Here is a 26,715-nt window from a genome sequence, read left to right as displayed (position 1 = left end):
CATCGAAGGTCGTCATGCGTCCGGAATCCAGCTTCCGTGAAAGCCCAGCGGCACCCGGCCCGGCAGGTGCACCCGGGCCAGCGGCTCGCCCGTGAAGTCCTGCGCGGCGAGGATCAGCAGGTCGGCGGCGCCGCGGTCGGGGTTGTGGACGTAGGCGAGCGTGTACCCGTCGTCCTCCTGCACCGCGTGTTCGCGCGGCACGAACACCGCCTCGCCGGCCGCGGCGCTCCTCGGCAGCCGGTGCACCTGGGCCGTTCCGCGTGCCAGGTCGTGCTTGAACAGGGCGTCGGAGAAGGCCCGGTCCGGTGGGTTTCCGTCGCCGGCCAGATAGGCGACGGACATCTCGGCGGCCGCCGCCGAGTAGCCGTAGCGGTGCCGGCGGGACACCAACTCCTCGTTGACGCGCGGGAATTCCTGCGGCCGGTCGTCCAGCGTGCGCCTGCCGACGTGTCCGTGGCGCAGGTCGACGGTCCAGCGTTCCAGCTTTCCGGTGCCCACCGCGTGCGGTCCGTCCGTGCAGGCGCCCGCGACGTCGAACGGCGCCGGATACGTGGTCAGGTCGATCACCACGGAGGTCCCCTCGTCGTACGCGTTGAGGGTGTGCGAGTAGTAGACGGGGTCGACGCCGAACCACCGGACCGCGCCCCCGGACCGGGGCATCACGCCCACCCGCGCCGGGTGTTCACGGTTCCAGACGTACGGCACCAGGGCGCCCGCCTCGGCGGCCGCCGCGTCGAAGGTGACCGGGGTGTCGAAGACGACGACATGCTTCTCGGTGAGCGCGAAGTCGTGCATCATCGGCGCGTCCCGCACCGGGATCCGGGTGGTGCGGGCGACCCGGCCGCCCGGGTCCACGACCAGGTGCCGGACGTGGTCCCAGGCCGGGTAGTAGGCGATCGCGTGCAACTCGCCCGCGTGGGCGTCGTACTTGGTGTGCGCGGTGAACGCGCCTTCCAGAGTGCCCCGGAAGTCGTAGGTGCCCACGGTGTTGAGTTCGCCGTCGAGTTCGTACGGCAGCGGGCCGCTCTCCTGGAGCGCGAGGATCCGCCCGCGGTAGGGGATGACATGGGTGTTGCAGGGGAAGTCGTCGGGCGGGACCGGGCCCGGATACGACTCCCCGAGCTTCGCGGCCACTTGGGAGGAGCGCACCCAGCGGTTGCGGTACCACTCGGCACGGCCGTCGCGCAGCCGTACCCCGTGCACCATGCCTTCGCCGAGCATCCAGTGGTGGGCGCGCGGATCCTCCAGGCCGAGCACGTTCGGGCCGTTGCGCAGGTAACGGCCGTTCAGCTCACGCGGGACACGGCCGGTGACCGGCAGGTCGAAGGCCGTGAGTTCCTCGGTGACCGGGGCGAACGCGCCCTCCAGGAACGGATACTGACGATCCGTCGGTTCTGCCGCGGGACGCGCCGCCGCCGGTCCGGCCGCCGTCGTGCCCGTCAGCGCGGTCGCCGCCGCGAGGCCCGCCGCGCCGCGCAGCACCGTACGCCGAGTGTGTTCCGTCATCTCCGTACTCCCCGTCGTCGTCGTGGACTTCCACGAGTCTGTGCCGACGGGAGGCCGAGGTCAGGAGGGGCAGGCCCCGTCCGGGGGTGTTGCCAGACCCCCTGTTTCGAGGAGGGTGATCAGCGCCCGGGCCGCCGGGCTGGTGGCCGTCTCGGGCGGCAGCAGGGCCGCCGTCTCGTACGCGGCCTCGTCCGTGTCCTTGAGTGCGAGCGCGGTCAGCGTGGGCCGCTTGTGGCGGAAGTGGCGGGGTACGACGGCGACGCCGAGGTTCTCGTCGACCAGGTCGAGGAGGCTGTGCACGTCGTTGACCTCAAGGGCGACCGTCCGCCGTACGCCCGCCGAGGCGAAGGCCGCGTCGGTCGTACGGCGCGGGCCCCAGTCCGGGTGGAAGTCGACGAACACCTCGCCGCCCAGGTCCTGCGGGGTCACGGCCACGCCGGCCGTCGCCAGCCGGTGGCTCGGATGGCACAGCACGGTCATCGGCTCGCCGGTCAGGGACACCGAGCGCAGCTGGTCGGTGTCGTCCTGGGTGCGGTAGGCGAAGGCCAGGTCGAGCCGGCCCGCCGCCACCTCCTCGGCGAGCGCGCCCGACCCGGCCTGCCGCAGCCGGATCTCGACGTCCGGGTGCCGGCGCCGGAACGCGGCGAGCAGCCCCGCCACATGCACCCCGGCGATGCACTGCTCGGTGCCCAGCGCCAGCGTCCCGCGCAGCACGCCCTGCACCGCCGCCACCGCCTCGTGCGCCGACCGCACCTGGGCGAGGATGCGCTCCGCCTCGCCGAGCAGCGCCCGGCCCGCCTCGGTCAGCGTGACGCGGCGGGTCGTCCGCACGAACAGCGGCGCCCGCAGCTCCCGCTCCAGAGCCCGGATCGAAGCGGACAGACCGGACTGGGACACCATCAGCCGTTCGGCGGCCCGGGTGAAGTGCTGGTCCTCGGCGACGGCGACGAAGTGCTGGAGGTGGCGCAGTTCCATGATTGAGCAGCCTAGCCGCACAATTCCATCGGATTCTCCTGTTGGACCACTGCCCGCGGCTCGGGAAAGAGTGGAACCGGTAGATTCTGTGCCCACCCCTCTGGAGTCGCGTTGTACACCGCACACCCCGACCGCTACGCCGACATGCCGTACCGCCGCAGCGGCCGCAGCGGCCTGAAGCTCCCCGCGCTGTCGCTCGGCCTGTGGCACAACTTCGGGCCCGACCGGCCCGTGACGACCCAGCGCGCCATCCTGCGCCGCGCCTTCGACCTCGGCGTCACCCACTTCGACCTGGCCAACAACTACGGCCCGCCGCCCGGCGCCGCCGAGTCCGCGTTCGGCGAGGCCCTCAAGGCGGACTTCGCGGCCTACCGCGACGAGCTGATCATCTCCACCAAGGCCGGCTACCTGATGTGGCCCGGCCCGTACGGCGAGTGGGGTTCGCGCAAGTACCTGCTGTCCTCGCTGGACCAGTCCCTGACCCGGATGGGCCTGGACTACGTCGACATCTTCTACTCGCACCGCCCGGACCCGGAGACTCCCCTGGAGGAGACGATGGGCGCCCTGCACTCCGCGGTCCAGCAGGGCAAGGCGCTCTACGTCGGCATCTCCAACTACTCGGCGGAGCAGACCCGGGAGGCCGCCCGGATCCTCGGCGACCTCGGCACCCCGCTCCTCATCCACCAGCCGCGCTACTCGATGCTCGACCGCCGCCCGGAGACCGGGGGCCTCCTGGACGCGCTCGACGAGCTCCAGGTCGGCTCCATCGTCTTCTCCCCGCTGGAGCAGGGCCTGCTCACCGGCCGCTACCTCGACGGCATCCCGGAGGGGTCGCGGGCCGCGAGCGACAGCCCGTTCCTGAACTCGGACGCGGTGACCGAGGACCTGGTCGCCCAACTGCGTGACCTCGACGAGGTCGCCAAGGGCCGCGGCCAGACGCTGGCCCAGCTCGCCCTGTCCTGGGTGCTGCGCGGCGGTCGGGTGACCTCGGCGCTGATCGGCGCGAGCAGCACGCAGCAGGTCGAGGACTGCGTCGGTGCGGCTCGCAACCTCGACTTCGACGCCGAGGAGCTGGCCCGGATCGACGCGATCATCAACCGGTGATCGGCGGGGTCGTCGGCCGGTGATCGACGTGGTCACCGACCGGTGAGGCGTTCGGTGAGGCGGACGCACACCGTGTCCCCCTCACCCTTTCCGATCGCCTTGCGGACGTCGGCCCGCACGGGCAGCTTGTGCGTGCCGTCACCCAGGGCCATGAACGAACTCCGGAACGGGTGCCCGTCGACCGTGCCGCGGATCCTGACGAGCCCCCGGGTGCCGAAGAACACGGCGGACTCGGGCCAGACCACGTAGGTCCAGCCGCCCCGGGCGGGGCTGCGGCGCAGCACGGCGGTGAATTCCACGTCCAGATGTGCGGTCGTACTCATGACGGTCCTCCGCTCGCGGTGGTCTCTCTCGTTCGGGAGACCGCCGCGAGCGCGGGAACTCATCGCGGACGCCGGCTCACGCCCCGGCCGGAATCCGGTCCAGGAAGCCCAGTACCCGGAGGATTCGGCCGTCCTCACTGAGCGTGACCACGTCAAAACCGGCCACCGGAGCCGACCCTCCCCCGGAGGGGGTACCCCCAGCCTCGTTCACCAGTTCCCAGCCGAAGCGGGCCGTGTCGTGGTGGCCGTCGACGACCCCGAGCGGACGGAAGACGAAACCCGGGAACTGCTCGTGCGCCGCCGCGATCACGGCCGTGATCTGCGCGTGTCCGGAGACATCCGCGAGCGGGTCGGTGTAGCCGCCCTCCGGGGCCCAGGCCTCGGCGACCGCCTTGCCCAGCGCCTCCGGCTCGGTGGCGTTCCAGGCCTCGAAGTAGCGGGCGGCGGCGGTCTGGTAACGGTCGGTGTTCACGGACATGGCGAATCAGCCTCCATCGAGGTCGTCACTGCTGGTCAGGGAGTGGATCGCGGCTTGCGGCGATCCGTTGGCACAACCATGCCCCGGTTCGCGTGACGGGTCGATTACCCCTCAGGTAATGAAGGCCGTCCGGTACAGCTCGCGCATTTCGGCCAATTCGCAAGGGGAATATGCCAAGAGACTGGCCGGAAAGGTGTGGTGACAGTGTTTCGAAAGTGAACATACTCGAATGTCAGGAGCACTTCACCGCACAGGAGCCGTACGGAAACCCGGCCGCGACGGCACCCCGGCGAGCTACGGGGAGTGATCGTGCACGACGAATTCCTGTGCCATGTCACGGCATACGGCATGTGCGGCGGGCAACGCATCGGCGTTCCGCTGGGCACCTACCGTGCGCCGACCCTGGCACTGGCGCTGTGGTGGTTACGGGACCGGGCGTCCTGGATCGCGGAGCGGCTGGATCCGTTACCCGAGAATCCCAGGTTCCCGCGCGGGGCACTGGTCCCGGTCGCCGACACCGTCTCCGACGTGCCCGGCCTGCTGCGTGCCTGGTGTGCCGACGTGGTCCGGCAGGAACTCGTCGCCGACGAACTGGCCGACGGACGCCTGGTGCGGATCGCCCTCCAGGACGACACCACCGAGTACGAACTGCTCGCCGAGTCCATCGACGCCCTCCGGATGCAGCGCACCGGCCCGGCCCTGGTCGTCCCCGTCGCCTGACACGTGACAGCCGCCGCCCGGACGGCCGTGACCAGGCACATAAGTGGTCGGATCGGTAGAATTCTGGCCATGGCGGAGCGGCCGGTCGCCTCGACGGCGCCCGAACTCGTCCTGGAGACCGACACGGGATCCACGGTGATGAGTCCGGGCCGTGACTACCACGTCGGGCGTGACCCGTTGAGCGACATCGTCATCGACGATGCCCGGGTCTCGTGGCACCACGCGGTGCTGCGGCCCGACGACGGCCACTGGACCCTAGAGGACGAGCAGAGCACCAACGGCACCTACGCCGACGGCCGTCGCATCCGGGAGTGGGAGGTCGGACCGGGCACGGTGATCCGCTTCGGCAGCCCCGCCGACGGGCCGTCCGCCGTTCTGAGCGGCCGCCCGGCGCCCGCCGTGGACCGTCCCTCCGTCGTCTCCATGCCCGCCCGGACCGGCACCTTCAGGCAGCCCTCCTCGGTGATGCGGCTCCCGGCCCGCACGGTCCGCATCGGCCGCGCCTCCGACAACGACATCGTCGTCGACGACCTGATCGTCTCCCGCCACCACGCCGAACTGCGCGTCCACCCCGACGCCAGCCACGAGATCGTCGACCTGGACAGTCACAACGGCACCTACCTCAACGGCCGCGCCGTCACCCGCGCCCCGCTCGGCCCCCGGGACGTCGTCGGCATCGGCCACTCCGCGTTCTGCCTGGTCGACGGCGAGCTGCAGGAGTACGTCGACACCGGCGAGGTCTCCCTCGACGTCCAGGAGCTCACCGTCGCCGTCGACCGCGGCCGCAGGATCCTGCTGGACCATGTCTCCTTCCCGGTGGGTGAGAAGTCCCTGCTCGCCGTGGTCGGACCGAGCGGCGCCGGCAAGTCCACGCTGCTCAACGCCCTCACCGGCCAGCGCCCCGCCGAGCACGGCACCGTCCTCTACGACGGCCGCGACCTCTACCGCGACTACGCCGAGCTGCGCCAGCGCATCGGGCTGGTCCCGCAGGACGACATCCTGCACGTCCAGCTGACCGTGCGCAGCGCCCTCACCTACGCGGCCGAACTGCGGTTCCCCGAGGACACCGCGAAGGCCGAGCGCCGGCGGCGGGTGGACGAGGTCATCCGGGAACTGGGCCTCGAACAGCGCGCCGAGCAGCCCGTGCACAGCCTCTCCGGCGGGCAGCGCAAGCGGGTCAGCGTGGCCCTGGAGCTGCTGACCAAGCCGTCCCTGCTCTTCCTGGACGAGCCGACCTCCGGACTCGACCCCGGGATGGACCGCTCGGTGATGAACATGCTGCGCGGCCTCGCCGACGACGGCCGTACCGTCATCGTCGTCACCCACAGCGTGCTGAGCCTCGATGCGTGCGACCGCCTCCTGGTCCTCGCGCCGGGCGGCCGGACCGCCTACTTCGGGCCGCCCGGCGACGCCCTCGGCTTCTTCGGGTTCGACGAGTGGCCCGAGGCGTTCGAGGCGTTCGAGCGGGACACCGGCCGGGACTGGGCGGGGGAGTACCGTGCCTCGTCGTTCCACCGGAAGTACATCGTGAACTCCAGCGCGCAGCCGGTGGTGCCGCGCTGCGGGCCGGTGGCCGCCGCCCCGCCGCCGCGGCCCCGCAGCTGGGGCGCCCAGTTCTCGACGCTGGTGCGCCGGTACACGGCCGCGCTCGCCGCCGACCGGACCTTCCTCGCCATCATGATCGGGCTGCCGTTCGTGATGGGCGCCATGGCCCGGGCCGTCGCCGGCAACAAGCTCACCTTCGACACCGCGACCAATGCGCTGCTCACCCTGTGCGTGGGCGGGGTGCTGACCGGCGCGGCCAACGCCGTGCGCGAGCTGGTCAAGGAACGGGTGATCTACCAGCGCGAGAGAGCCGTCGGCCTGCCCAGATCGGCGTACGTGATGTCCAAGGTCGTCGTCCTCGGCGCCATCACCGTGCTCCAGGCGATCGTGCTCACCCAGGTGGGCCTGTCCGGCGTCGACCTCAACGCGCCCGGCGGCGACGGGGTGCTGATGCCGCCCCTGCTGGAGATCACCGTCGCCGTGGCCGTGCTGTCCTTCACCGCCATGATGCTCGGCCTGCTGATCTCCGCGCTGGTCCGCAAGGAGGAGGTGACGATGCCGCTGCTGGTGCTGCTCACGGTCGTCCAGGTGGTCTTCTGCGGGACCCTGCTGAAGCTGAACGGCGTCCCCGGTCTCGAACAGGTCGCCTGGCTGGTGCCCTCGCGCTGGGCGCTCGGCGCCATGGCCGGCACCGTCGAACTGCACCGGATCGTGCCCGGCACCCTCACCGCCGACCCCTTCTTCCGGCACTCGGCGGGCGTCTGGCTGCGGAACATGCTCATGCTGGTGGTGCTGTCGGTGGTCTTCGGCTGTGTGCTGTCCCGGCTGCTGCGCCGGCACGAACCGGCCGTGATGCGGAAGTAGGCGACCGATGACGACGACGCCAGGATTCCGGCCCACCCATGTCGTCCCCGGCGACGGCATGCCCGCCTGGGAGGCCCCCGACCCGGCCCGGCCCACCGTGCCGCTCGACGCGCTGCTGCCGGTCCAGCTCGTGGAACGGCGCGGCGACTGGGCGCACATCAGCTGCGCCAACGGCTGGTCCGCCTGGGTCGACGGCCGCTACCTCGTCGCCGTGCCCCAGGACCCGCCCGTCACCGGCGACCCGCCCACCGAGGCCACCGACCCGCGCCGGCTGCTGGCCCGCGCCGCCGAGGCACTCACCGGCTACCGGGCCGCCGTCGAGGAACTGGCCGTCGGCGTCCTCGACGGGGAGTCCTTCCGCGGCCGCACGCACGGGCTGCGCATCGGCGTGGTGGTCGACGGGGAGTCGATGTGGCTGTACGACCCGGCCGAGGGACGGTGGCTGTACGGCGACGGGCGGCGGCTGTCCACGTACGTCACCGACCGCGCGCAGCCGGGCGGCGACCGCCCCGGTCATGATCCGACCCGGGTGGTCACCCCCGACGGTGACCGCTGATGCCGGACGGCGCCGACCTGCTCTCCGAACCGCTCGGGAAGGAGGTCGCCGGCTACCTGATCGAGAGCCGGCTCGGCCGCGGCGGCATGGCCGTCGTCTACCGCGCCCACGACCTGCGCCTGGACCGCACGGTCGCACTGAAGCTGCTGGCCCCCGAACTCGCCCGCGACGACGTCTTCCGGCAGCGCTTCACCCACGAGTCCCGGGCGGCCGCCGCGATCGACCACCCGCACATCGTGCCGGTCTTCGAGGCCGGCGAGACGGACGGCGTCCTCTACATCGCCATGCGCTACGTCGACGGCCTCGACCTGCGCCACCTCCTCGACCGCGAAGGCCCGCTGGTCTTCGCGGCGGCGGTGCGGATCGCCGCCCAGGTGGCGTCCGCGCTGGACGCCGCCCACGACCACGGACTGGTCCACCGGGACGTCAAGCCCGGCAACATCCTGGTCGCCCGGGGCACCGACAGCGACCACCCCGAGCACGTCTACCTCACCGACTTCGGACTCACCAAGAAGTCCCTGTCCCTGACCGGCCTCACCTGCGTCGGCCAGTTCGTCGGCACCCTCGACTACGTGGCCCCGGAGCAGATCGCCGGCCGGCCCGTCGACGGCCGCTGCGACGAGTACGGCCTCGCCTGCGTCGTCCACGAGACCCTGACGGGCCGGCCGCCGTTCGTCCGCGAGGACGACACGGCCGTGCTGTGGGCCCACCGGAACGACGAGCCGCCCGCCGTCACCGCCTCGCGCCCCGACCTCGACGGGGCCGTCGACAAGGTCTTCGCGAAGGCCCTCGCCAAGACCCCCGACGACCGCTACCCCACCTGCCTCGCCTTCGTCACCGCCCTGCGCACGGCCACGTCCGGGAACGAGCGGCCCGTGACCCGCCCGCCACCTTGGGCGGGTCCGGTCTTCCGGCGCCGCTAGGGGCGGTCGGAGTCCCCCGGCAGCCCTCGGGCCGCCGAGGCCGCCACCTCGCCCCGCCGGTGCACCGGGCGGGCCAGCAGCGCGCCCAGGAACCCGGCGACCAGACCCCACAGCGCGCCCAGCCCCACCGCCGACCACAGCACGGGCTCCAGCAACAGCTCGCCCGACAGATTGCCGCCCAGGTCACCGATGCCGAGCAGGGAGAGGCCGTAGTGGGCGGAGATCCGGCCGGTCAGGCACAGGGTCAGCATCGTCAGCGCGAGGGCGACCGCCAGGTGCAGGGCGTGCTGCCGGGCACGCATCCGGGCCGGGGAGCGGGCCGCCATCAGGAACGCGGCCGCCAGCAGCAGCAACCCCGCCACCCAGGCCAGCCACCACCAGCGGCCGTCGTGGGCGGTGACGGTGCGCAGGTTCAGCGTCGAGACGTCCGGCGTGCGCAGCACCTCGGCGAGCACCTTCGGCACCGGCAGCCCGAACGGGCCGTCGATCCTGCCCTTCCAGGTGGCGCCGAGCCCGAGCGTGAGGGCCAGCCAGGCCAGGTTGGGCAGCCCGAGCAGGACCACCGCGAGGGTCTCCCTGGCATGCCCGCGGGTGACCATCGTGAACAGGGCGATCACCAGGGCCAGCACGACGAACCCCAGTACGAGCACGACCATCGCGTACGCCGCCGGGCGCACCGAGGCCTGGAAGCGCAGCAGGCGCCCCGGCAGCGGCGCCCCGCGCGACACCAGCAGCGCCAGCAGCAGGATCCCCGCCAGCCACAGCAGCCCGAACGCGGCCGTCAGCGGCACGTCCGTCGTGAAGCCCGCCCTCGGTGCCGCGTCGAGCGCGTCGGTGAGGTCACCGAGCACGCCGCTGCCCACGTCCACCGCGAAGGTGTGCCGGGCGCCGAACGCGAGGCCGATCAGCGCGAGCAGCCACAGCACGGCGATCCGGGCCGCCCACCCGGCCAGCTCCCCGGCCCCGGCCACCGCCCGGTGGCGCAGCGGCCGCAGGAAGCCCCCGGCGGCGACCAGCGCCCCGGCCAGCGTCACCGACAGCGGTACGACCGTCAGCCCGGCGTTCGTCCGGGCCAGTTCGCCCGCGTCCCCCGACAGCTCGACGGTGCCGCCGACCGCCGTCACCACCGTTGCCAGGACCACCGGCGGGAACGCGCCCTTCGGCAGGTCCGGCGCGCCCGCCGCCCACAGCCCCGCCGCGGCCACCACGAGCATGGCGATCAAGGCGGCCAGCAGCACGGCCAGCGCCGGTAGCCAGCCGTGCCGGGCCGGGTGCCGGCCGGCTGGCGTGGCCACCGGCCGCGCGGAGGCGATTTCGGGGCGCACGTTGTCACGCTAGGCAGGACCCGGCCGCCCCGCCCGCCGGGGTGGTCCGTCCGCGTCGGCTTGCGGACGGTATCGGACCGGCGCACATTGGGCTCGAAATGCCCCAAATGAGGCATTTTTAATGAATGCCGTTTATTGCACCGGGGAGATGAGCGCGTGAGCGTCGAACCGCCGTCGTCCGGCCGTCCCACAGGCCCCCCCTCCGGCCCCCTGTCCGGGCCGTCCGGACCACCCCCAGGACCCCCCTCGCAGCCGCCCGGAGGCGGCGGCCAGGGCGGGGAGCCGCACCAGCCATGGTGGAGGTCGGTGCCCCGGGTCGCGACGCTCACCACCGCCGTGGTGGTGGCCGCGGCCCTGGCCCTGGTTCTCACCCGTTCGGGCGACAGCTCCGGGAAACGCGGCGAGGTCTTCCTCCAGGCCGCCAACAGCTCCGGCCAGGACCCGTTCACCGAGTCCACCGCCAAGAAGAGCTCCGCCGCGCCGGTGTCCGCGGCCCCGGCCGCGTCGGCGGCGCCGGCGAACGAGGTGCGCGGGGTCGACGGCGGAGCACCCGGCCTCTACAGCGGCACGAAGAACAGTGCCAGCTGCGACGTCGAGCAACAGGTCAGGTACTTCCAGGCCTCGCCCTCCCGCAACAGGGCGTTCGCCTCGCAGGTCGGCGTCCAGCCGTCCGGCGTCCCCGCCTATCTGCGCTCCCTCACTCCCGTACAGCTGCGCGCGGACACCCGGGTCACCAACCACGGCTACCGCGACGGCAAGGCGACCGCCTACCAGTCCGTCCTCCAGGCGGGCACCGCGGTCCTGGTCGACGGGCACGGCGTGCCCCGGGTGCGGTGCGCCTGCGGCAACCCGCTGGCCCCGCCGGTCGCGCAGCAGACCACCCCGAGGACGACCGGCACCGCCTGGCCCGCCTACCGGCCCTCGAACGTGGTCGTCGTCGCGCCCGCCGCGCAGGTCGTCAGGGTCTTCGTCATCTTCGACCACGAGCGCGACGACTGGTTCGGCCGCCACCGGGGCGACCACACCGGGCACGACGACCGTCCGGCCAGGCCGCCGGCCAATCCGAACCCCATGAACCCGCCGGCCGGCCACGGCTGCCCGCCCGCGTCGGGCAAGCCCGGGTCACCCGGCACCACGCCGTGCCCGCCGGTCTCGTCCGGCCCGTCGACGCCGCCCGGCCCGGGCAACGGCTCCAAGTCCCCGCCGCCGAACTCGCCGTCCTCGAACGCCCCGTCCTCGAACGTCCCGTCCTCGCAGTCGCCGGGCTCGAAGCCGCCCTCGTCCGAGCAGCCGTCCTCGAAGCCGCCGTCCTCGGCGCCGCCCTCGTCGGAGTCCCCGAAGTCCGAGTCTCCGAAGTCCGAGTCCCCAAAGAACGAGTCCCCAAAGAACGAGTCTCCGAAGTCCGAGTCCCCGAAGAGCGAGAGCGAGTCCCCCCGCACCGAGTCCCCGAAGAACGAATCGTCGGCGTCGCAGCCTCCGAAGTCGCAGGGGCCGGCCTCCGAGCACCCGTCCTCCGCGCAGTCGCCGGCCCCGGCGTCCCCGGCGTCGCCCGGCCCCCAGTCCGCGGTGTCCTCCGCCGCGCCGGCCTCCTCGGCCCAGCAGACACCGCCCAGTTCGGCGGCCCCCGGGCCGGGCACCCGGTCGATGGAGACCTCGGCGCCCCCGGCACCCGAGGTCCCCGCCTCGCCGGTGCTGTGACCAGCGCGACCTGATTTGTGCGCGTTCGGCGAACACTCGTGGGGACTGTCGGACGGCACTCGGGGTACGAGCATGGATGCAACAGCGACCGGCCGGGCCGGCCTCCTGGAGAGACACGCATGATCGAACACCTGGGCGGGGCAGTGATACCGACTGGCTTCGACGTACCCGTGGAGCCGCTGCGACGAGCGGCGCACTACACCGGCGAGCCCGGCTGTATCGCGGAGGCGCGGGACTTCGCGGCCCGCTTTCTGGAGCAGCTCAGGACCGAGTGGTGTGCCGCGATCGACCCCCGGGCCGACGGCGAGCTGCTCCTCGTGGTGAGCGAGCTGGTCACCAACGCGGACCGGCACAGCAACGGCCCGTACATCCTCGAACTGGAGGGCACGGACAGCGCGGTCCTGGTCTCCGTGTACGACAGCAGCGTCGCCCTGCCCCGGCGCTTCCCCAAGGACCCGGAGCGGATCGGGCGGCACGGGCTGGAGATCGTCCATGCCCTGGCCGTGGAGGTGAGCGCCGAACGGGTACCGGTCGGCAAGCGGGTGCGCGCGCTGGTGCGCTTCCCCGGATGAGCCACCGCCCCGGAGCCCCGGGTGAGCCACCGCAGGCGCTGCCTCGCACGCGCGTGCGAGACAGCGCCCGGGATCCCGCCGTCAGACGCAGCCGAGCTCGCCCAGCATCCCCTGGCGCAGTCGCATGATGATCCGCTTGATCAGGCGGGAGACATGCATCTGGGAGCAGCCGAGCCGCTCGCCGATCTCCGCCTGGGTGGCCTCCTCCACGAACCGCAGATGGATGATCTCCCGGTCCCGTTCGCTCAGCTCGGCCATGAGCGGGGCCAGCGACTGGAAGTCCTCGACGAGCCGCAGCCCGTCCTCCTCGACGCCGATGAAGTCGGCCAGCACCGCCTCGCCGTCCTCCGGGCCGTCCCCGGTCAGCGCGGCGTCCAGGGAGGAGGAGTTGTAGCCGTTGGAGGCCAGCTGGCCCTCGACCACCTCGTCCTCGGACAGGTTCATGAGCGTGGCGAGCTCGGCGACGGTCGGGTCCCGGTCCAGGCGGCTGGAGAGCTCCTCGCGTGCCTTGGCCAGCTCCACGCGCAGCTCCTGAAGCCGGCGCGGTACGTGCACCGCCCAGGTGGTGTCACGGAAGAACCGCTTGATCTCGCCCACGATGTACGGCAGCGCGAAGGAGGTGAACTCGACCTCGCGCGAGAGCTCGAACCGGTCGATGGCCTTGATCAGGCCGATCATCCCGGTCTGGACGATGTCCTCCATGTCGTCGCCCCGGTTGCGGAACCGTCCGGCCGCGAACCGCACCAGCGACATGTTCATCTCGATGAGCGTGTTGCGGGCGTACTGGTACTCGGGGGTGCCCTCCTCCAGTTCCCCGAGCCGTTGGAAGAACTGGCGGGACAGCTGGCGTGCGTCGCGCGGGGCGACGGTCCTCGGGTCCTCGATTCCTGGCAGTGCCCCCTCCGGCGTCCATGCTTCGACGGGGTGGGCGGTGTTCACTGCTTCCGACCGGATCCCGGCGGTGTTCATTGCCTCTCCCAGGTCACTCATGGTTCGGCGGCTGCCTCTTCGGCCGGTGTCGTCCCGGCCCTGTCCAGGTGTCGCCCTGGCCCGGGTACCCGGAGCCGGACGTCTCATGCGTGCCTCGAAGCCCGGGTACCCGGGGTGACGCGACGCATGCGCCCTGTGCCCGGACGTGGCTGAAAACAGTCCGTGACGGTCCATGGGCGAGGGGCTACGCTCCGACGCGCACCGCGGTGATCAGCTCGTGCCAGTAGCGCTTGGTGACGACACCGCCGTACCGGGAGTCGATCAGCCCGCGGATGCCCGTGAGCAGCCCGCTCCGGGCGGTCTCCGGGAGCGCCCGGTGGTTCGAGTAGGTGAGCAGCACGTCCAGGTACTGGTCGGTGGTGTACGTGATCTCCTGGGCATGGCCGTGCACGGAGACGTCGGTGAAGTGCGGGGAGCCGGTGAACTCGGTCGTGTCGGTCGCGAGGTCGGACTCGCGGGTCAGGCGCAGACCCGGCGGGGTGGCCGGATCCCAGCGCTCGTAGCACTCCTGGACCTCGGCGAAGAAGGCCTCGGTGCCGCCGGCCACATGGTGGGTGGCGACGACGCCGAGCTGCCCGCCCGGGCGCAGTGCCCGGGCCGCCTTGGGCATCCGGACCGCCGGGTCGATCCAGTGGAAGGCGGTCGCGCAGACCACCGCGTCGAACGGCTCCGGCGGCAGCTCCCACTGTTCGAAGGCCGCGACCACCACGCCCACCTCGGGAAACGCCGCCAGTTGACGGCGGGCCACGGCGGCCATGTTCGGGCCGATCTCCACGGCGGTGATCGAACAGCCGGAGCCGGCCAGATCGACGGTGAGTTTGCCGGTGCCCGGGGCGATCTCCAGCACCCGGACGCCCGGCCCGGCCCCCGTGACCCGGACCAGCTCCTCGATCAGCGAGGCGGGGTAGCGGGGCCGGGCCCGTTCGTACCGCTCGGCGTCCTGGTCGAAGATGTCCCGCAGTTTCGGTTCTTTCACCCTGAATTCCAGTGCGTCCACGCGGGGCAGAATGCCGCTGCCCGTCCCTCGGGGCCAGCGCTTTTCGCCGGCCCCGGCCGCCCGGCGGCGGCTGAGCCGTGGGGACGCCGTACGCCCAGTCTGTGCCGGAGAGGTCAGCCCCGCGCCCCTGCTGGGGCGCTGAGCGATTAGTTTCTCGATTGGCGGGGGTCGGTACACATGACCGCGTTCCCCGCTCCCAGGAGGTGTCCATGACCGCCGACGGATTCACCACGTGTCTCTGGTTCGACGGGCAGGCCGAGGAGGCCGCCCACCACTACGTGTCGATCTTCAAGAACTCCAGCATCGGGAAGGTCGGCCGGTACAACGAGGCCGGTCCCGGGGAGGCGGGCTCCGTGCTGGCCGTCGACTTCACGGCCAACGGGCAGAAGTTCGTGGCCATCAACGGCGGCCCGCAGTTCAAGTTCACCGAGGCGATCTCGTTCCAGATCTACTGCGCCGGACAGGAGGAGGTCGACCACTACTGGGCCAAGCTCACCGAGAACGGCGGCGAACCCGGCCCGTGCGGCTGGCTCAAGGACAGGTACGGCGTGTCCTGGCAGGTGATTCCGGACGGGCTGATCGACATGATCGGCGATGCCGACCCGGTGAAGGCCGCGCGCACCACCCGGGCCATGTACAGCATGGGCAAGCTCGACATCGCCGCGCTGCGGAAGGCGTACGCGGGGGAGTGAGCCGTACGGGGACGGGGGCGGTGTCCGCGGACACCGCCCCCTCGTGGACCCGCCGCCGGGTCAGACCCGGTCGGCCACGATCAGCAGATACTGGAAGCTGCCGTTCTTGTACGCGGTGAGGAACGCGTCCTCGATCCCCGTCACCAGGTGGTCGGCCTGCTTGCGCAGTTCCCAGTACGGGATCGTCGCCGCGGTGAGGTCCTCCACGTGGACCGGCACCAGCCGGTTGGCGGCCATCGCCCGGAAGTACTCCGACCTCGGGTGGATGTCGCAGATGTAGTGCGCGTTGATCAGGGACACCTCGCGGGACGCCTGCCCGTAGGTGTTGTTGTAGCAGCCGGTGATCGTCACATAGCGTCCGCCGCGGCGCAGCAGCCGGGCGTGCTCGGCGAACAGCAGCTCCAGCTCGACGTACATCGTGGACTCGTTGTTCCACGACGCCGCGTACGCGCCCGTCTCGAAGCCGGTGTCCAGCATGTTCCGGTGGTGGTAGCGGACCTTGTCGCCGACCTCCCGCTTGCGGGCCATCTCGTTGGCGAAGTCGGCCTGCTTGGCGGAGATGGTCACCCCGTCGCAGTGGCAGCCGTAGCGCAGGTTCGCCACGATGCTGCCGCCACCGCGGCCGCAGCCCGCGTCGAAGACCCGGTCGGCCGGCGTGAGGGCGCCGAGGTGGGAGGCGAGCAGCTCGGCCTGGGCGTGCTCCAGACGGTGCAGCTCACCGGTGACGCGCTCCTTGCGCAGCGCGGGGTCGGGCTCGTCGAGCACCGACCAGTCGGCCTCACCGATGCCGTAGTGGTGATGGTAGAGGTCGTCGATCTTTCCGAGTTCGAGGTTGACCGGGTTCTCCTCGGCGTTCCAGTACTCCGCGACGCTGTTCTGGTACCTGGACTGGGTCGGCACCGGGGCTGACGTGGTGGTCTTCCGAGCGACAGGGGCGGTCGTCAACAGTTGCTCCTCGAAGTGTTTCTGACGGTGTTTCGGATGGGCTCGGTGGCTACCAGTAGTCGGGCAGGTGGTAGCGGCTGGTGTTGGTGGCGTGCCACTCGTGGTTGCCGGCGACCCAGGCGGCCAGCCCCTCGGCGTAGCGCGCGATCAGCGGCGAGGTGGCGGCCAGGGCGGCCGACTCCTCCTCGAAGGCCTCCATGACCCGGTTGTGGATGCCGACGGACTTCAGATAGGCCGCCTTCAGCCCGCGCCGGTCGTTGGCGGCCACCACCTGGGGCAGGTTCAGGTGGTCCGGGTCGCTCGCCAGCTCCTTGGTGAAGGAGTACAGATCATTGACGATCGTGGTGGCGTTGCAGGCCAGGGCCGTGATCCGCTGGATCTCCGGGCGGGCGTAGAGCTGTTCGGGCAGTTCGTAGCCGTCCACCGCGTCGACGATCGACAGGCAGGGCCGGAAGTTGTTGAACTGCCGCATCACCAGGTACTCCCAGACCCGCGGCACATACCCGGTCTCCATCCACGCGGCCTCGCCGAGATAGCCCATGTGCAGCCGGGCCATGTCGTGCACGAACCGGGCCGTCTGGCTGGGCGTGGCGAAGCCGGCGTAGTCCGCGAGGGCGTGGTGGTACGAGCGCAGCGGGCCGTCGGCCTGGATCCCCTCGCGCCACTCCTCCTCCAGCTCCGGAATGCCGTGGTAGGGGTCGAGCGCCGACTGGGCGATGATCAGCGGGCCGCCGAGGCCCCGCCGTGATCCGCCCCGCCCCTCGTCCTCCTCGCAGTAGCAGGAGTCCACGATGTTCTCGGCGAGCAGCAGCTTGCCGGCGGCGGTGAGCCGGTCCAGGTCGAGTCCGCCCGGATGCTGCAGGGCGACGGCCCGGCCGAACTGGAAGCCGGAGAAGTCCCCCTTCCAGGCCGCGGGGAACAGGTCCAGCTCGCGGGCCCAGGCCTCAAGGCGGCGGTCGAGTTCGGCGGCCTTCTCCGGGTCGGCGGGCACGGCCGGCCGGTAGTGCAGTCCGGGGACCGCCCCGGTGCGTCTGGCCGGGCGCAGCCGTTCCGCGATGTTCGGCGGCCCCGGCAGGGCGTAGGAGGTGGTGGTTGTGCTCATGGATGTGCTCCAGGCCGTCAGTCGGCGGTGCGGCCGAGCTGGACGTTCTCCAGGATCCCGGCCGCGTCGGGGACCAGGACGGCGAGCGAGTAGTAGGCGGTGACCAGGTAGTTGATGACGGCCTGCTCGTTGACGCCCATGAAGCGGACGTTCAGGCCGGGCTGGAACTCCTCGGGGATGCCGGTCTGGTAGAGGCCGATGACCCCCTGGTCGGCCTCGCCGGTGCGCAGCGCGATGATGCTGCTGGTGTGGTCGTCACTGATCGGGATCTTGCTGCACGGATAGATCGGGACCCCGCGCCAGGCCGGGATCTCGTGCCCGTCGACGTTGGTGGACGGCGGCACCAGGCCGCGCCGGTTGCACTGCCGGAAGAAGGCCGCGATCGCCTTCGGGTGCGCCAGGATCACCTTGGTCTTGCGGCGCATGGAGATCAGCTCGTCCATGTCGTCCGGGGTCGGCGGACCGGTGAACGAACTGATCCGCTGCCCGTAGTCGATGTTGTGCAGGAGCCCGAACTCCCGGTTGTTGACCAGCTCCCACTCCTGGCGCTCGCGGATCTCCTCGACCGTGAGGCGCAGCTGCTGCTGGGTCTGGTCCATCGGGTGGTTGTAGAGGTCGGCGACCCGCGAGTGCACCCGCAGCACGGTCTGGGTGAGCGACAACTCGTACTCGCGCGGCGCGAGTTCGTAGTCCACGAAGCCGCCCTGCAGGGTCGGCTCGCCGGTGTGGCCGGCCTGCACCGGCACCTCGGCCTCGCCCTTGCGGTTCATCGGCAGCCGCTGCCGGTCGACGTAGGCCTGCAGATGGGCGCCGAGCGACGGCACCCGGTCCATGATCTCCTCGGCGACCGCCCAGGGCAGCGCGAGGACCACCCCAGCAGTCTCCGCCCGGACCGAGGTGAGCCAGAGCGGATCGGTCTGGCCGACCGCCTCGTCGCCCATCTGGTCGCCGTCGGTGACGACCCCGACGACCTCCTCCTCGCCGTACTTGCCGGCCGCGTACCGGATGAACCGGCCGTGCACCACCAGATAGGTCTCGGTGACCGGCTGCCCCGCCTCGAACAGCACCTGCCCGGCGCGCACCTCGCGGGGCTGGAACCGGTCGGCGAGCTGGTTCAACGCGTCCGGGTCGTCGTAACCCCGCAGGATCGGCAGCTCGGTGAGGGTCTGCGGGATGACCCGGATGTCGTCCCCGCCGTTGTGCTCGAAACTCACCCGGCCCCGCCCGGTGCGCAGTTGGAGGCGCCGGTTGACCCGGTAGGTGCCGCCCTTGACGTCCACCCACGGCAGCGTCTTCAGCAGCCACCGGGAGGTGATGGCCTGCATCTGCGGTTCGGACTTGGTGGTCGTGGCGAGCTGGCGTGCCGCCCGGGTGCTCAGGCTGGTGAGCTGCCCGTCGGCGGTCGGATCCGGCTCGGGCTCGTCGACGGCGGAACCGATGACGCTGTCCGGTGTGGACACATTCCCTCCAGCAGAGAGGTGAACAACGGTGACCCGGCGGGTCGGTGGTGTGCGAGGTGGTGGTGCGCACGGACAAGCCAAACAGCCTTGGTGATCTACGGGTACGGCGCGAAAGGGGCGGTTGCATGCCTTAGTTGCGCAAACCTGGTGTTCAGGGTGGAAAGGGTGGTGTTTCCCGATCGTGCGCCGGTCGCCCGCTCTCGTGCCCGGGCCGTGCGGGGGTTGGGCTCAGGAAAAGTCGTTGACCAGCACCGCGGCCCCGTCGAAGCGCCCGGCCTTGAGGTCCCGCAGTGCCCGCGGGGCCTCCGACAGCGGATACGTGTGGGTGGTCGCGTGCACGCCGTGCCGCTCGGCGAGCGCCAGGAACTCCCGCCCGTCGGCACGGGTGTTGGAGGTGACGCTGCGCAACTCCCGCTCGTAGAACAGCTCACGTTCGTAGTTCAGCGCCGGCACGTCGCTGAGGTGGATGCCCGCGACCGCCAGCACTCCGCCCCGGTCCAGGGCGCGCAGCGCGACCGGTACCAGGTCGCCGACCGGCGCGAACAGGATCGCGCTGTCCAGCGGCTCGGGCGGCGCCTCGTAGGCGTCCCGCGCCGAGGCCGCGCCCAGCTCCACGGCCAGCCGCCGCGCCTCTGCACCCCGGGTGAGCACATGCACCCGCGCGCCCTCGGCGAGCGCCACCTGCGCACACAGGTGGGCGCTGCCCCCGAAGCCGTACAGACCGAGCCGTCCGCCCGGCGGGAGCGAGGCCCGGCGCAGCGCGCGGTAGCCGATGATCCCGGCGCACAGCAGCGGCGCGAGCGCGACGTCACCCAGGGCGCCGGGCAGCCGGTAGGCGAAGGCGGCCGGCACGGTCGTGTACTCCGCGTAACCGCCGTCGGCGTCCCAGCCGGTGTACTCCGAGTACGGGCACAGGTTCTCGGCGCCCCGCCGGCAGTACGCGCACTCCCCGTCCGTGCGCCGCAGCCAGGCCACCCCGACCCGGTCGCCGACCGCGAAGTCCGCCACCCCGGCGCCCGTCCCCGCGACCTCCCCGACCACCTCGTGCCCCGGCGTCACCCCGGTCCGGTGCACCGGCAGATCTCCCTCGGTGACATGCAGATCGGTACGGCACACCCCGCAGGCCCGCACCCGCACCAGCAGCTCGTCCGCCCCGGGCACCGGCATCCGCCGCTCGACCAGCCGCAGCGGATCCCCCTCGACCGGCCCGGGTCGCTGCACCGACCATGCCCGCATCACGTCCGCCATACCGCGCCCCGTCCGCCGAAGGCCCCCCACTCCCCTCCCAGTCTCTGCCGGAGTCCGGCGTTCGGCGCGCGGGCGGACCGCCCGGTGGCTAGCGTGAGGAACCGGGAGAACCCGCACGATCGGAAGGGCCGCGGCGATGGCGGTACAACCTGAAGGAACCCCCTGTTGGGCCGACGCGATGTTCAGCGACCTGGAGGGGGCCAAGAGCTTCTACGGCGAGGTCCTCGGCTGGACCTTCGGCGAGTCGTCCTCGGAGTACGGCAACTACACCCAGGCCTATGTGAACGGCAAGGCCGTGGCCGCCGTCGTCCCGCCCATGCCCGGTCAGGAGGGGCACTCGCAGTGGTGCCTGTACTTCGCCTCGCCGGACGCGGCGGCCGCAGCCGCCAGGATCCGGGAGAACGGCGGCGAGGTGCTGATGGAGCCGATGCAGGTCGGCGACTTCGGCACGATGTGCCTGGCCCGTGAGCCCAGCGGCGCGGTGTTCGGGATCTGGCAGGGCGGTGTCCACGAGGGCTTCGAGGCCACGGCCGTGCCCGGCGCCTACTGCTGGGCGGAGGTCTTCACCCGCGAGCCCGAGAAGGCCGACTCCTTCCTCGCGGCCGTCTTCCCCTACACGGTCCGGCAGATCGAGGACGACAACGTCGACTTCCGCACGTTCAACCTCCGTGAGCAGCCCGTCCTCGGCCGGATGCGGATGACCGACGACTTCCCGCCCGAGGTGCCCTCGTACGTCAACGTGTACTTCACCGTCGCCGACTGCGACGAGGCCGTCGCCAAGGCGACGAAGCTCGGCGCGGTGCTCCGCTTCGGGCCGATGACCAGCCCCTTCGGCCGGTTCGCGGCGCTCAGCGACCCGCAGGGCGCCAACTTCTCGGTGATCGACGTCACGACCACCGAAGGCGAGATGCCGCCGACCACGGACGTCTGACCTGGGCGGATCCCGGGCCCCGGCCGGGCACCCCGCCCGGCCGTGGCATGATCGGGCGCATGCGTGAACGAGTGGTGGCCGCGTGCGACGGGGCTTCTAAGGGAAACCCGGGACCGGCAGGCTGGGCCTGGGTGGTGTCGGACGACGCGGCGACTCCGGCCCGCTGGGAGGCCGGGCCGCTCGGCAAGGCCACCAACAACGTGGCCGAACTGACCGCCCTGGAGCGGCTGCTGACGGCCGTCGCGCCGGACGTGCCTCTTGAGGTGCGGATGGACTCGCAGTACGCGATGAAGGCCGTCACCACCTGGCTGCCCGGCTGGAAGCGCAACGGCTGGAAGACCTCCGCGGGCAAGCCGGTCGCCAACCAGGACCTGGTCGTCCGCATCGACGAACTCCTCGACGGCCGCACGGTCGACTTCCGGTACGTCCCCGCCCACCAGGTCGACGGCGATCCGCTGAACGACTTCGCCGACCGCGCGGCCAGCCAGGCGGCCGTGGTCCAGGAGGCCGCGGGCAGCGCCCTGGGCTCCCCGGAGCCGCCGCCGTCCCTGGCGTCCGCCGCCTCCGCCGCGGCCCCGCGCCGCAAGGCGGCACCCCGCAAGAGCGCGGCGGGCGCCTCCTCGTCCCGCACCATCAAGGCGAAGTTCCCCGGCCGCTGCCTGTGCGGCCGCCCCTACGCGGCCGGCGAGTCCATCGCCAAGAACGCGCAGGGCTGGGGCCACCCGGAGTGCCGTACGGCAGAGGCCTGACGCAGCGGCCCGATCAGTCCTCCAGGGTGTCGAACGTGTAGAACCTCGTGTGGTCGAGCAGGTCCGCCGGCCGCACGTCGTTCCACGGCTTCATCGTCTCGTCCAGGTCCACCACGTCCGGCGTGCCACCGCCCGGCACATAGGCCGCCTCCGGGTGCCGGCGCTGCCAGCGGGCCCAGAGCTTGTCGATGAAGGCGTGGTGCAGCCAGAACACCGGGTCGTTGGGGGAGACCCCGGTGGCCATCTGCCCGCCGACCCAGACGTGCACCCTGTTGTGCAGGTTGACCCCGCGCCAGCCCTCCAGATGGTTCCGGAAACCGTCCGAGGCGCTGTTCCAGGGCGCCATGTCGTACGTCGCCATGGACAGGACCGACTCGACCTCGGCCCGGGTCGGCAGCTCGCGCACGCTCGTCCCGAGCGACCTGCGCAGATAAGTACGGCCGTCCACACGGACGTTGACCGGCCAGTTCCCGCCGGCCGCGGCGAACGGCCCGTCCGTCACCCGCCCGTCCGAACTGCGCCCGGTGCCGCCGAGGAAGTCCGGTGCCCACAGCGCGGCACGGACGGTCCGGTCGGCGCTCCAGTCCCAGTAGGGGAGTGCGACGGAGGCGTCCACGGACTGCAGGGCCTGCTCGAAGTCGAGCAGGAATCTGCGGTGCCAGGGCAGGAACGACGGCGAACGGTGGCCGGTGCGCTCCGAGTCGTCGGTGTCGGACATGATGAAGGCGTTGTGCGTGCGCACGAAGTCGTCGTAACGCCCGCTGCGCTTCAGCTCGATGACGGCGGCGACGAAACGCCGCCTCTCGTCGGTGGTCAGACCGGCCTGGTTCTTGCGTACGGTCATGTGCGGAGTTGCTCCTTGTACGGGGCGGTCAGGGCGGTCAGTTGGCGGGGAACGGCAGCAGCGCGGCGCCCTGCAACTCGTCGACCGCGGCGCGGGCGGCGGCGCGCGGGGTGGCGACGGGGTCGTAGTGGCTGACCACGCTGATCCAGCTGCCGTCGGCGTTCCGCATCACGTGCAGCTCGACCGCGTCCACGAACACCGCGTATCCGGCGCCGTGTCCGTGGTGATGACCTCCCATGCCGTTCATGCCGCCCATGTCGTCCATGGCGGTCGGCCGGCCCTGTATCCGGCGGCCCTTGTAGACCTCGTCGAAGGGTTCGAGTGATCCCCCGTGCGAGTGGCCGGCGGCCGAGGCGCCGGGCGCGACGAGGGTCGGGACACCGGCCGCGGCGGCGAGGGCGGCCGCCGCGGTGAGTGTGCGACGGCGGGTGAGTTCGGGCATACGGATGCTCCAGTGACGGGTGCGGGTGATGACCCCGTATGCCTATCCGTCGGTTCCGGAGCGGGAGAAATCGCCCGGATCGGGTTGGCTGCGATCAGGACAATTAACCACATGTCATACAGGATTGAACAAAGGTGATCTTGTCGCGGCGACGGTCCAGCCGGACCCGGAACGGGGAGTTCCTTGCGTGGGCGCGCGGTTTTCCGGTGATCTTTCGCGGCGGTCCGCCGTCCGGGTGGCGTGGCTCACGGCGCCAAAGTGGCGCGATTCGAAAACCCGGGCGGGCGCTTTCTCGCTGCTACCCTCCGGTGCCAATTGACCACGTTCGGTGAAACCCAGGGGTGTGTGAGTGAAGGTCGTCTGCGTCGGAGGCGGGCCCGCCGGCCTGTATCTCGCGATCCTGCTCAAGCGGCAGAACCCGTCCCACGACATCACCGTCCGCGAACGCAACCCCGAGGGCTCCACCTACGGCTGGGGCGTCACCTACTGGCGCGCCCTGCTCGACCGGCTCCACACGTACGACCCCGAGACGGCACGGGCCATCGAGGAGAGCTCGGTGCGCTGGACCCAGGGCGTCGCCCACGTCCGTGACCAGGTGACCCGGCAGCCCGGCGACGCGGGTCACGGCATCGGCCGCCATCGCCTCCTGGAGATCCTCGCCGAACGCGCCCGCGGCCTCGGCGTCCGGCTGGAGTTCGAGGACGAGATCACCCCCGGCAACCTCCCCGAGGCCGACCTGGTCGTCGCCGCCGACGGCATCCACAGCACCCTGCGCGCCCGGCACGCCGACCACTTCGGCACCGACGTCACCGAGGGCCGCAACCACTACGTATGGCTCGGCACCACCCAGGTCTTCGACTCCTTCACCTTCGCCTTCGCCGAGACGGAGCACGGCTGGGTCTGGTGCTACGGCTACCCGTACGACGCCGAGCACAGCACCTGCGTCATCGAGTGCGCCCCGGACACCCTCACCGGCCTCGGCCTCGACACGATGGACGAGGCCGGCCAACTGGCCCTGCTGGAGAAGCTGTTCGCCGGCATCCTCGACGGCCGCCCGCTGATCGGCGGTTCCTCGGCGGCCTGGCCGGCCTTCCGCACCCTCACCAACCGCACCTGGCACCACGGCAACCTCGTCCTGCTCGGCGACGCCGCGCACACCACCCACTACTCCATCGGTGCCGGCACCACCCTCGCCCTGGAGGACGCCATGTGCCTCGCCGACGCACTGCGCGAACACGCCGCCCTGCCGCAGGCCCTCGCCGCCTACGAACGGCGGCGCAAGGCCGAACTCGTCTCCGCGCAGAGCGCGGCCCGGCTCAGCGCCCAGTGGTACGAGAACCTGCCCCGCTACATCGGCCTGTCCCCGCACCGCATGTTCGCCCTGCTCGGCCAGCGGCACTCACCCCTGCTGCCGTACGTACCGCCGCAGCTCTACTACGGCCTCGACAAGGCCGCCGGGCGGCTGGAGGTGCTGCGCCGGTTCAAGCGGTGGCTCGGGCCACGGGCGGCGCGCGCCCTGCGCGTCCGGTCGTAGGCGCTTTACGGCCGCGGGATGTTTGGGTGAAAGGCCATTCACCCGATAGGGTGAATTCGTATTCACCTTGTTTTCCGCGTCGCCGCAGGAGTGCCGATGGACCAGCCCGCCCCGACAGCCGGCCACCAGGGGCCGCCCGCCGCACCACCCCGGCTGCGGGAGCGGCTGACCATCCCGGTGCTGGCCTTCGGCGGGATCCTGATGGCCGTCATGCAGACGGTGGTCGTCCCGCTCCTGCCGGACCTGCCCCGGCTCACCCACTCCTCGGCCGGTGCCGTCTCCTGGATGGTCACCGCGACCCTGCTCGCCGGGGCCGTCCTCACGCCGGTGCTCGGCCGGGCCGGCGACATGTACGGCAAGCGCCGGGTGCTCACCGGGGCCCTCGCGCTGATGACGGTCGGCTCCGTGATGTGCGCCCTGTCGTCGGACATCACCGTGCTCATCGTCGCCCGCGCCTTCCAGGGCACCGCCGCCTCCGTCGTACCGCTGTCGATCAGCATCCTGCGCGACGAACTGCCGCCCGAGCGCCGGGGCTCTGCGGTGGCGCTGATGAGCTCCACCGTCGGCATCGGAGCCGCCCTCGGCCTGCCGCTGGCCGCGCTGGTGGTGCAGTACTACGACTGGCACACCATGTTCTGGCTGACCAGCTTCCTCGGGGCGCTGGGCGTCGCGGCCGTCTGGTGGGCGGTCCGGGAGTCACCGGTGCGCGAGCCCGGCCGGTTCGACGTCCTCGGCACCCTCGGGCTGGCCGTCGGGCTGACCTCTCTGCTGCTCGGCGTCTCCCAGGGCGGCCAGTGGGGCTGGGGCAGCCCGCGCGTCCTCGGACTGTTCGGCGCCGCCGTCCTCGTGCTGGCGCTGTGGTGGTGGCAGCAGCTGCGGACCGGGCAGCCCCTGGTCGACCTGCACCTCGTGACCCGGCCACGAGTCGGCCTCTCGCACATCGCCGCCCTGCTCACCGGGTTCGCCTTCTACGCCAACTCCCTGGTCACCGCCCAGCTGGTGCAGGCGCCGAAGGCCACCGGGTACGGCCTCGGCCTGTCGATCGTGGCCACCGGCCTGTGCCTGCTCCCCGGCGGCGTGACCATGCTGCTGTTCTCGCCGCTCTCCGCCCGGATCTCCGCCTCCCGCGGCCCGCGCATCACCCTGGCCCTCGGCGCCGCCGTCATCGCCTGCGGATACGTGGTCCGCATCGCCGACAGCCGCGACCTGTGGATGATCATCCTGGGCGCCACCGTCGTCGCCACCGGCACCACCCTCGCCTACTCCGCGCTGCCCACACTGATCCTGCGGGCCGTCCCGGCGAGCCAGACCGCCTCCGCCAACGGCGTCAACGTCCTCATGCGCACCATCGGCCAGGCCACCTCCAGCGCCGCCGTGGCCGCCGTCCTCACCCACCACACCAGCCTCGTCGGCGGCGTTCCCGTCGCCACGCTCCACGGCTACCTGCTGGCCTTCGCGATGGCCGCCGCCGTCGCCCTCACGGCCGTCGCCGCGGCCCTCTCCATACCCGGCGACAAGGCACCCGCCGGCCCTGCCCCCGCCCGGAGCCGCGCCGAGAGTGCGAGGGACGACGCGCTGGAGGGAGCATGAGTGCCGTGAGCACCCGACCCGGCACCCCCTCCGCGCCCGCCCCCGCCCGACGGGACGCCGAGGCCACCAAGGCGGCCATCCTCAGGGCCGCCCGGCACCTCCTCGCCCGGCACGCGCACGCCGACATCACCCTCAAGGACGTCGCCGAACGCGCCGGGGTCAGCGCGCCGTTGATCCTCAAGTACTTCGGCAACAAGGACAGCCTGTTCGCCCGGGTGATGTCCTTCGACACCGACGCGGCCGCCCTCCTCGACGCACCCCTGGACGATCTCGGCCGGCACATGGTCCGGCACGTCCTGGAGAGCCAGCGCGACCGCGGCGCCGACCCGCTGCTGCGCATCGTCTTCGCGCCCCTGCACGGCGACCACGGCGATGTGCTGCGCGCCAACTTCCGCGCCCACGTGGTCGACGCCCTCGCCGCCCGGCTCACCGGACCCGACCCGGACCTGCGCGCCGAGCTCGCCGTCGCCCAGCTCATCGGCCTGGGCGTGATGTACGGCATCGCCCGCGGCCCACGGCTGCGCGACTCCGCGGCCGCCGACATCGGTGACATCGCCGACCGGTACGGCCCCGCCGTCCAGGCCCAGCTGACGCCCTAGGCG

General features: G+C 71.8%; 25 protein-coding genes and 1 pseudogene. 13 read left to right on the top strand and 13 right to left on the bottom strand.

Going from position 1 to position 26,715, the window contains the following annotated elements:
- Positions 1-12: 12 nt before the first annotated feature.
- Positions 13-1,506: a carotenoid oxygenase family protein gene (locus SSP29_RS23475; RefSeq protein ID WP_089102720.1), complete on the bottom strand. Its 1,494-nt coding sequence runs from the start codon at positions 1,504-1,506 to the stop codon at positions 13-15.
- Positions 1,507-1,566: 60 nt separating this feature from the next.
- Complete coding sequence (locus SSP29_RS23470) at positions 1,567-2,481, bottom strand: LysR family transcriptional regulator (RefSeq protein WP_089102719.1); 915 nt, start codon at positions 2,479-2,481, stop codon at positions 1,567-1,569.
- 111 nt (positions 2,482-2,592) lie between these two features.
- Here SSP29_RS23470 and mgrA point away from each other — a divergent pair, with 111 nt between their 5' ends.
- Positions 2,593-3,585, top strand: a complete 993-nt coding sequence (mgrA, locus tag SSP29_RS23465) for an L-glyceraldehyde 3-phosphate reductase (protein ID WP_089102718.1) — start codon at positions 2,593-2,595, stop codon at positions 3,583-3,585.
- Between the two features lie 32 nt (positions 3,586-3,617).
- Here the strand turns inward: mgrA and SSP29_RS23460 are convergent, their stop codons facing one another.
- Both SSP29_RS23460 and SSP29_RS23455 read right to left on the bottom strand, forming a co-directional pair.
- Positions 3,618-3,908 (bottom strand): DUF1905 domain-containing protein, encoded by a 291-nt coding sequence (locus tag SSP29_RS23460; RefSeq protein ID WP_089102717.1) that lies wholly within the window; start codon positions 3,906-3,908, stop codon positions 3,618-3,620.
- A 76-nt stretch (positions 3,909-3,984) separates the two neighbouring features.
- The gene (locus SSP29_RS23455; protein ID WP_089102716.1) at positions 3,985-4,386 is read right to left on the bottom strand and encodes a nuclear transport factor 2 family protein; all 402 of its coding nucleotides are present in this window, start codon (positions 4,384-4,386) and stop codon (positions 3,985-3,987) included.
- Positions 4,387-4,695: 309 nt separating this feature from the next.
- Here SSP29_RS23455 and SSP29_RS23450 point away from each other — a divergent pair, with 309 nt between their 5' ends.
- From SSP29_RS23450 to SSP29_RS23435, 4 genes are all read left to right on the top strand, one after another.
- The gene (locus SSP29_RS23450) at positions 4,696-5,106 is read left to right on the top strand and encodes a hypothetical protein (protein ID WP_089102916.1); all 411 of its coding nucleotides are present in this window, start codon (positions 4,696-4,698) and stop codon (positions 5,104-5,106) included.
- Positions 5,107-5,175: 69 nt separating this feature from the next.
- Positions 5,176-7,515: an FHA domain-containing protein gene (locus SSP29_RS23445; protein ID WP_089102715.1), complete on the top strand. Its 2,340-nt coding sequence runs from the start codon at positions 5,176-5,178 to the stop codon at positions 7,513-7,515.
- 7 nt (positions 7,516-7,522) lie between these two features.
- The gene (locus SSP29_RS23440) at positions 7,523-8,071 is read left to right on the top strand and encodes an SH3 domain-containing protein (RefSeq protein ID WP_089102714.1); all 549 of its coding nucleotides are present in this window, start codon (positions 7,523-7,525) and stop codon (positions 8,069-8,071) included.
- Positions 8,071-8,994: a serine/threonine-protein kinase gene (locus SSP29_RS23435; RefSeq protein WP_089102713.1), complete on the top strand. Its 924-nt coding sequence runs from the start codon at positions 8,071-8,073 to the stop codon at positions 8,992-8,994. The genes SSP29_RS23440 and SSP29_RS23435 overlap by 1 nt, the downstream gene beginning before the upstream one ends.
- Here the strand turns inward: SSP29_RS23435 and SSP29_RS23430 are convergent.
- Positions 8,991-10,319 (bottom strand): streptophobe family protein, encoded by a 1,329-nt coding sequence (locus tag SSP29_RS23430; protein WP_150134760.1) that lies wholly within the window; start codon positions 10,317-10,319, stop codon positions 8,991-8,993. The genes SSP29_RS23435 and SSP29_RS23430 overlap by 4 nt on opposite strands.
- 156 nt (positions 10,320-10,475) lie before the next feature.
- Between SSP29_RS23430 and SSP29_RS23425 the strand changes: the two are divergent.
- Positions 10,476-11,684: pseudogene (locus SSP29_RS23425) on the top strand (DUF6777 domain-containing protein); the annotation flags it as partial.
- A 452-nt stretch (positions 11,685-12,136) separates the two neighbouring features.
- On the top strand, positions 12,137-12,589 hold the full coding sequence (locus SSP29_RS23420) for an ATP-binding protein (RefSeq protein ID WP_089102711.1): 453 nt from the start codon (positions 12,137-12,139) through the stop codon (positions 12,587-12,589).
- Between the two features lie 81 nt (positions 12,590-12,670).
- Here the strand turns inward: SSP29_RS23420 and SSP29_RS23415 are convergent, their stop codons facing one another.
- Both SSP29_RS23415 and SSP29_RS23410 read right to left on the bottom strand, forming a co-directional pair.
- Positions 12,671-13,558: an RNA polymerase sigma factor SigF gene (locus tag SSP29_RS23415; protein WP_089102710.1), complete on the bottom strand. Its 888-nt coding sequence runs from the start codon at positions 13,556-13,558 to the stop codon at positions 12,671-12,673.
- Positions 13,559-13,763: 205 nt separating this feature from the next.
- Complete coding sequence (locus SSP29_RS23410) at positions 13,764-14,585, bottom strand: class I SAM-dependent methyltransferase (RefSeq protein WP_089102915.1); 822 nt, start codon at positions 14,583-14,585, stop codon at positions 13,764-13,766.
- Positions 14,586-14,785: 200 nt separating this feature from the next.
- Here SSP29_RS23410 and SSP29_RS23405 point away from each other — a divergent pair, with 200 nt between their 5' ends.
- Positions 14,786-15,268 carry a VOC family protein gene (locus SSP29_RS23405; protein WP_089102709.1) on the top strand — a complete coding sequence of 161 codons (483 nt, stop codon included), beginning with the start codon at positions 14,786-14,788 and terminating at the stop codon, positions 15,266-15,268.
- A gap of 60 nt (positions 15,269-15,328) precedes the next feature.
- Here SSP29_RS23405 and SSP29_RS23400 read toward each other — a convergent pair whose 3' ends face one another.
- The 4 genes from SSP29_RS23400 to SSP29_RS23385 form a co-directional block, all read right to left on the bottom strand.
- Complete coding sequence (locus SSP29_RS23400; RefSeq protein ID WP_089102708.1) at positions 15,329-16,213, bottom strand: geranyl diphosphate 2-C-methyltransferase; 885 nt, start codon at positions 16,211-16,213, stop codon at positions 15,329-15,331.
- A 49-nt stretch (positions 16,214-16,262) separates the two neighbouring features.
- Positions 16,263-17,315, bottom strand: a complete 1,053-nt coding sequence (locus SSP29_RS23395; RefSeq protein ID WP_089102707.1) for a family 2 encapsulin nanocompartment cargo protein terpene cyclase — start codon at positions 17,313-17,315, stop codon at positions 16,263-16,265.
- A gap of 17 nt (positions 17,316-17,332) precedes the next feature.
- Positions 17,333-18,775, bottom strand: coding sequence for a family 2B encapsulin nanocompartment shell protein (locus tag SSP29_RS23390; RefSeq protein WP_089102706.1), 1,443 nt, complete (start codon positions 18,773-18,775; stop codon positions 17,333-17,335).
- 228 nt (positions 18,776-19,003) lie between these two features.
- A complete protein-coding gene (locus tag SSP29_RS23385) occupies positions 19,004-20,011 on the bottom strand; it encodes a zinc-binding alcohol dehydrogenase family protein (protein ID WP_218036921.1) in 1,008 nt (335 codons plus the stop codon).
- Between the two features lie 148 nt (positions 20,012-20,159).
- Between SSP29_RS23385 and SSP29_RS23380 the strand changes: the two genes are divergently transcribed.
- Together SSP29_RS23380 and SSP29_RS23375 are read left to right on the top strand one after the other, a co-directional pair.
- Positions 20,160-20,954: a VOC family protein gene (locus SSP29_RS23380; protein WP_089102704.1), complete on the top strand. Its 795-nt coding sequence runs from the start codon at positions 20,160-20,162 to the stop codon at positions 20,952-20,954.
- Positions 20,955-21,001: 47 nt separating this feature from the next.
- Positions 21,002-21,703: a ribonuclease H family protein gene (locus tag SSP29_RS23375; RefSeq protein ID WP_089102703.1), complete on the top strand. Its 702-nt coding sequence runs from the start codon at positions 21,002-21,004 to the stop codon at positions 21,701-21,703.
- 13 nt (positions 21,704-21,716) lie between these two features.
- Here SSP29_RS23375 and melC2 read toward each other — a convergent pair whose 3' ends face one another.
- The gene (gene melC2, locus SSP29_RS23370) at positions 21,717-22,547 is read right to left on the bottom strand and encodes a tyrosinase MelC2 (RefSeq protein WP_089102702.1); all 831 of its coding nucleotides are present in this window, start codon (positions 22,545-22,547) and stop codon (positions 21,717-21,719) included.
- Positions 22,548-22,584: 37 nt separating this feature from the next.
- A complete protein-coding gene (melC1, locus tag SSP29_RS23365; protein ID WP_089102701.1) occupies positions 22,585-22,989 on the bottom strand; it encodes an apotyrosinase chaperone MelC1 in 405 nt (134 codons plus the stop codon).
- 349 nt (positions 22,990-23,338) lie between these two features.
- Here melC1 and SSP29_RS23360 point away from each other — a divergent pair, with 349 nt between their 5' ends.
- The 3 genes from SSP29_RS23360 (at position 23,339) to SSP29_RS23350 (ending at position 26,712) form a co-directional block, all read left to right on the top strand.
- Positions 23,339-24,523, top strand: coding sequence for an FAD-dependent monooxygenase (locus tag SSP29_RS23360; RefSeq protein WP_089102700.1), 1,185 nt, complete (start codon positions 23,339-23,341; stop codon positions 24,521-24,523).
- A gap of 96 nt (positions 24,524-24,619) precedes the next feature.
- Entirely contained in the window at positions 24,620-26,113 is a 1,494-nt protein-coding gene (locus SSP29_RS23355) for an MFS transporter (RefSeq protein ID WP_089102699.1), read from the top strand.
- Positions 26,110-26,712, top strand: coding sequence for a TetR/AcrR family transcriptional regulator (locus SSP29_RS23350; RefSeq protein ID WP_089102698.1), 603 nt, complete (start codon positions 26,110-26,112; stop codon positions 26,710-26,712). Before SSP29_RS23355 ends, SSP29_RS23350 begins: the two co-directional genes overlap by 4 nt.
- Positions 26,713-26,715 lie beyond the last annotated feature (3 nt).

Origin of the sequence: Streptomyces hyaluromycini (genome assembly GCF_002217755.1) — a bacterium.
GTDB lineage: Bacteria > Actinomycetota > Actinomycetes > Streptomycetales > Streptomycetaceae > Streptomyces > Streptomyces hyaluromycini.
This window is presented reverse-complemented; position numbering and strand designations above follow the sequence as displayed.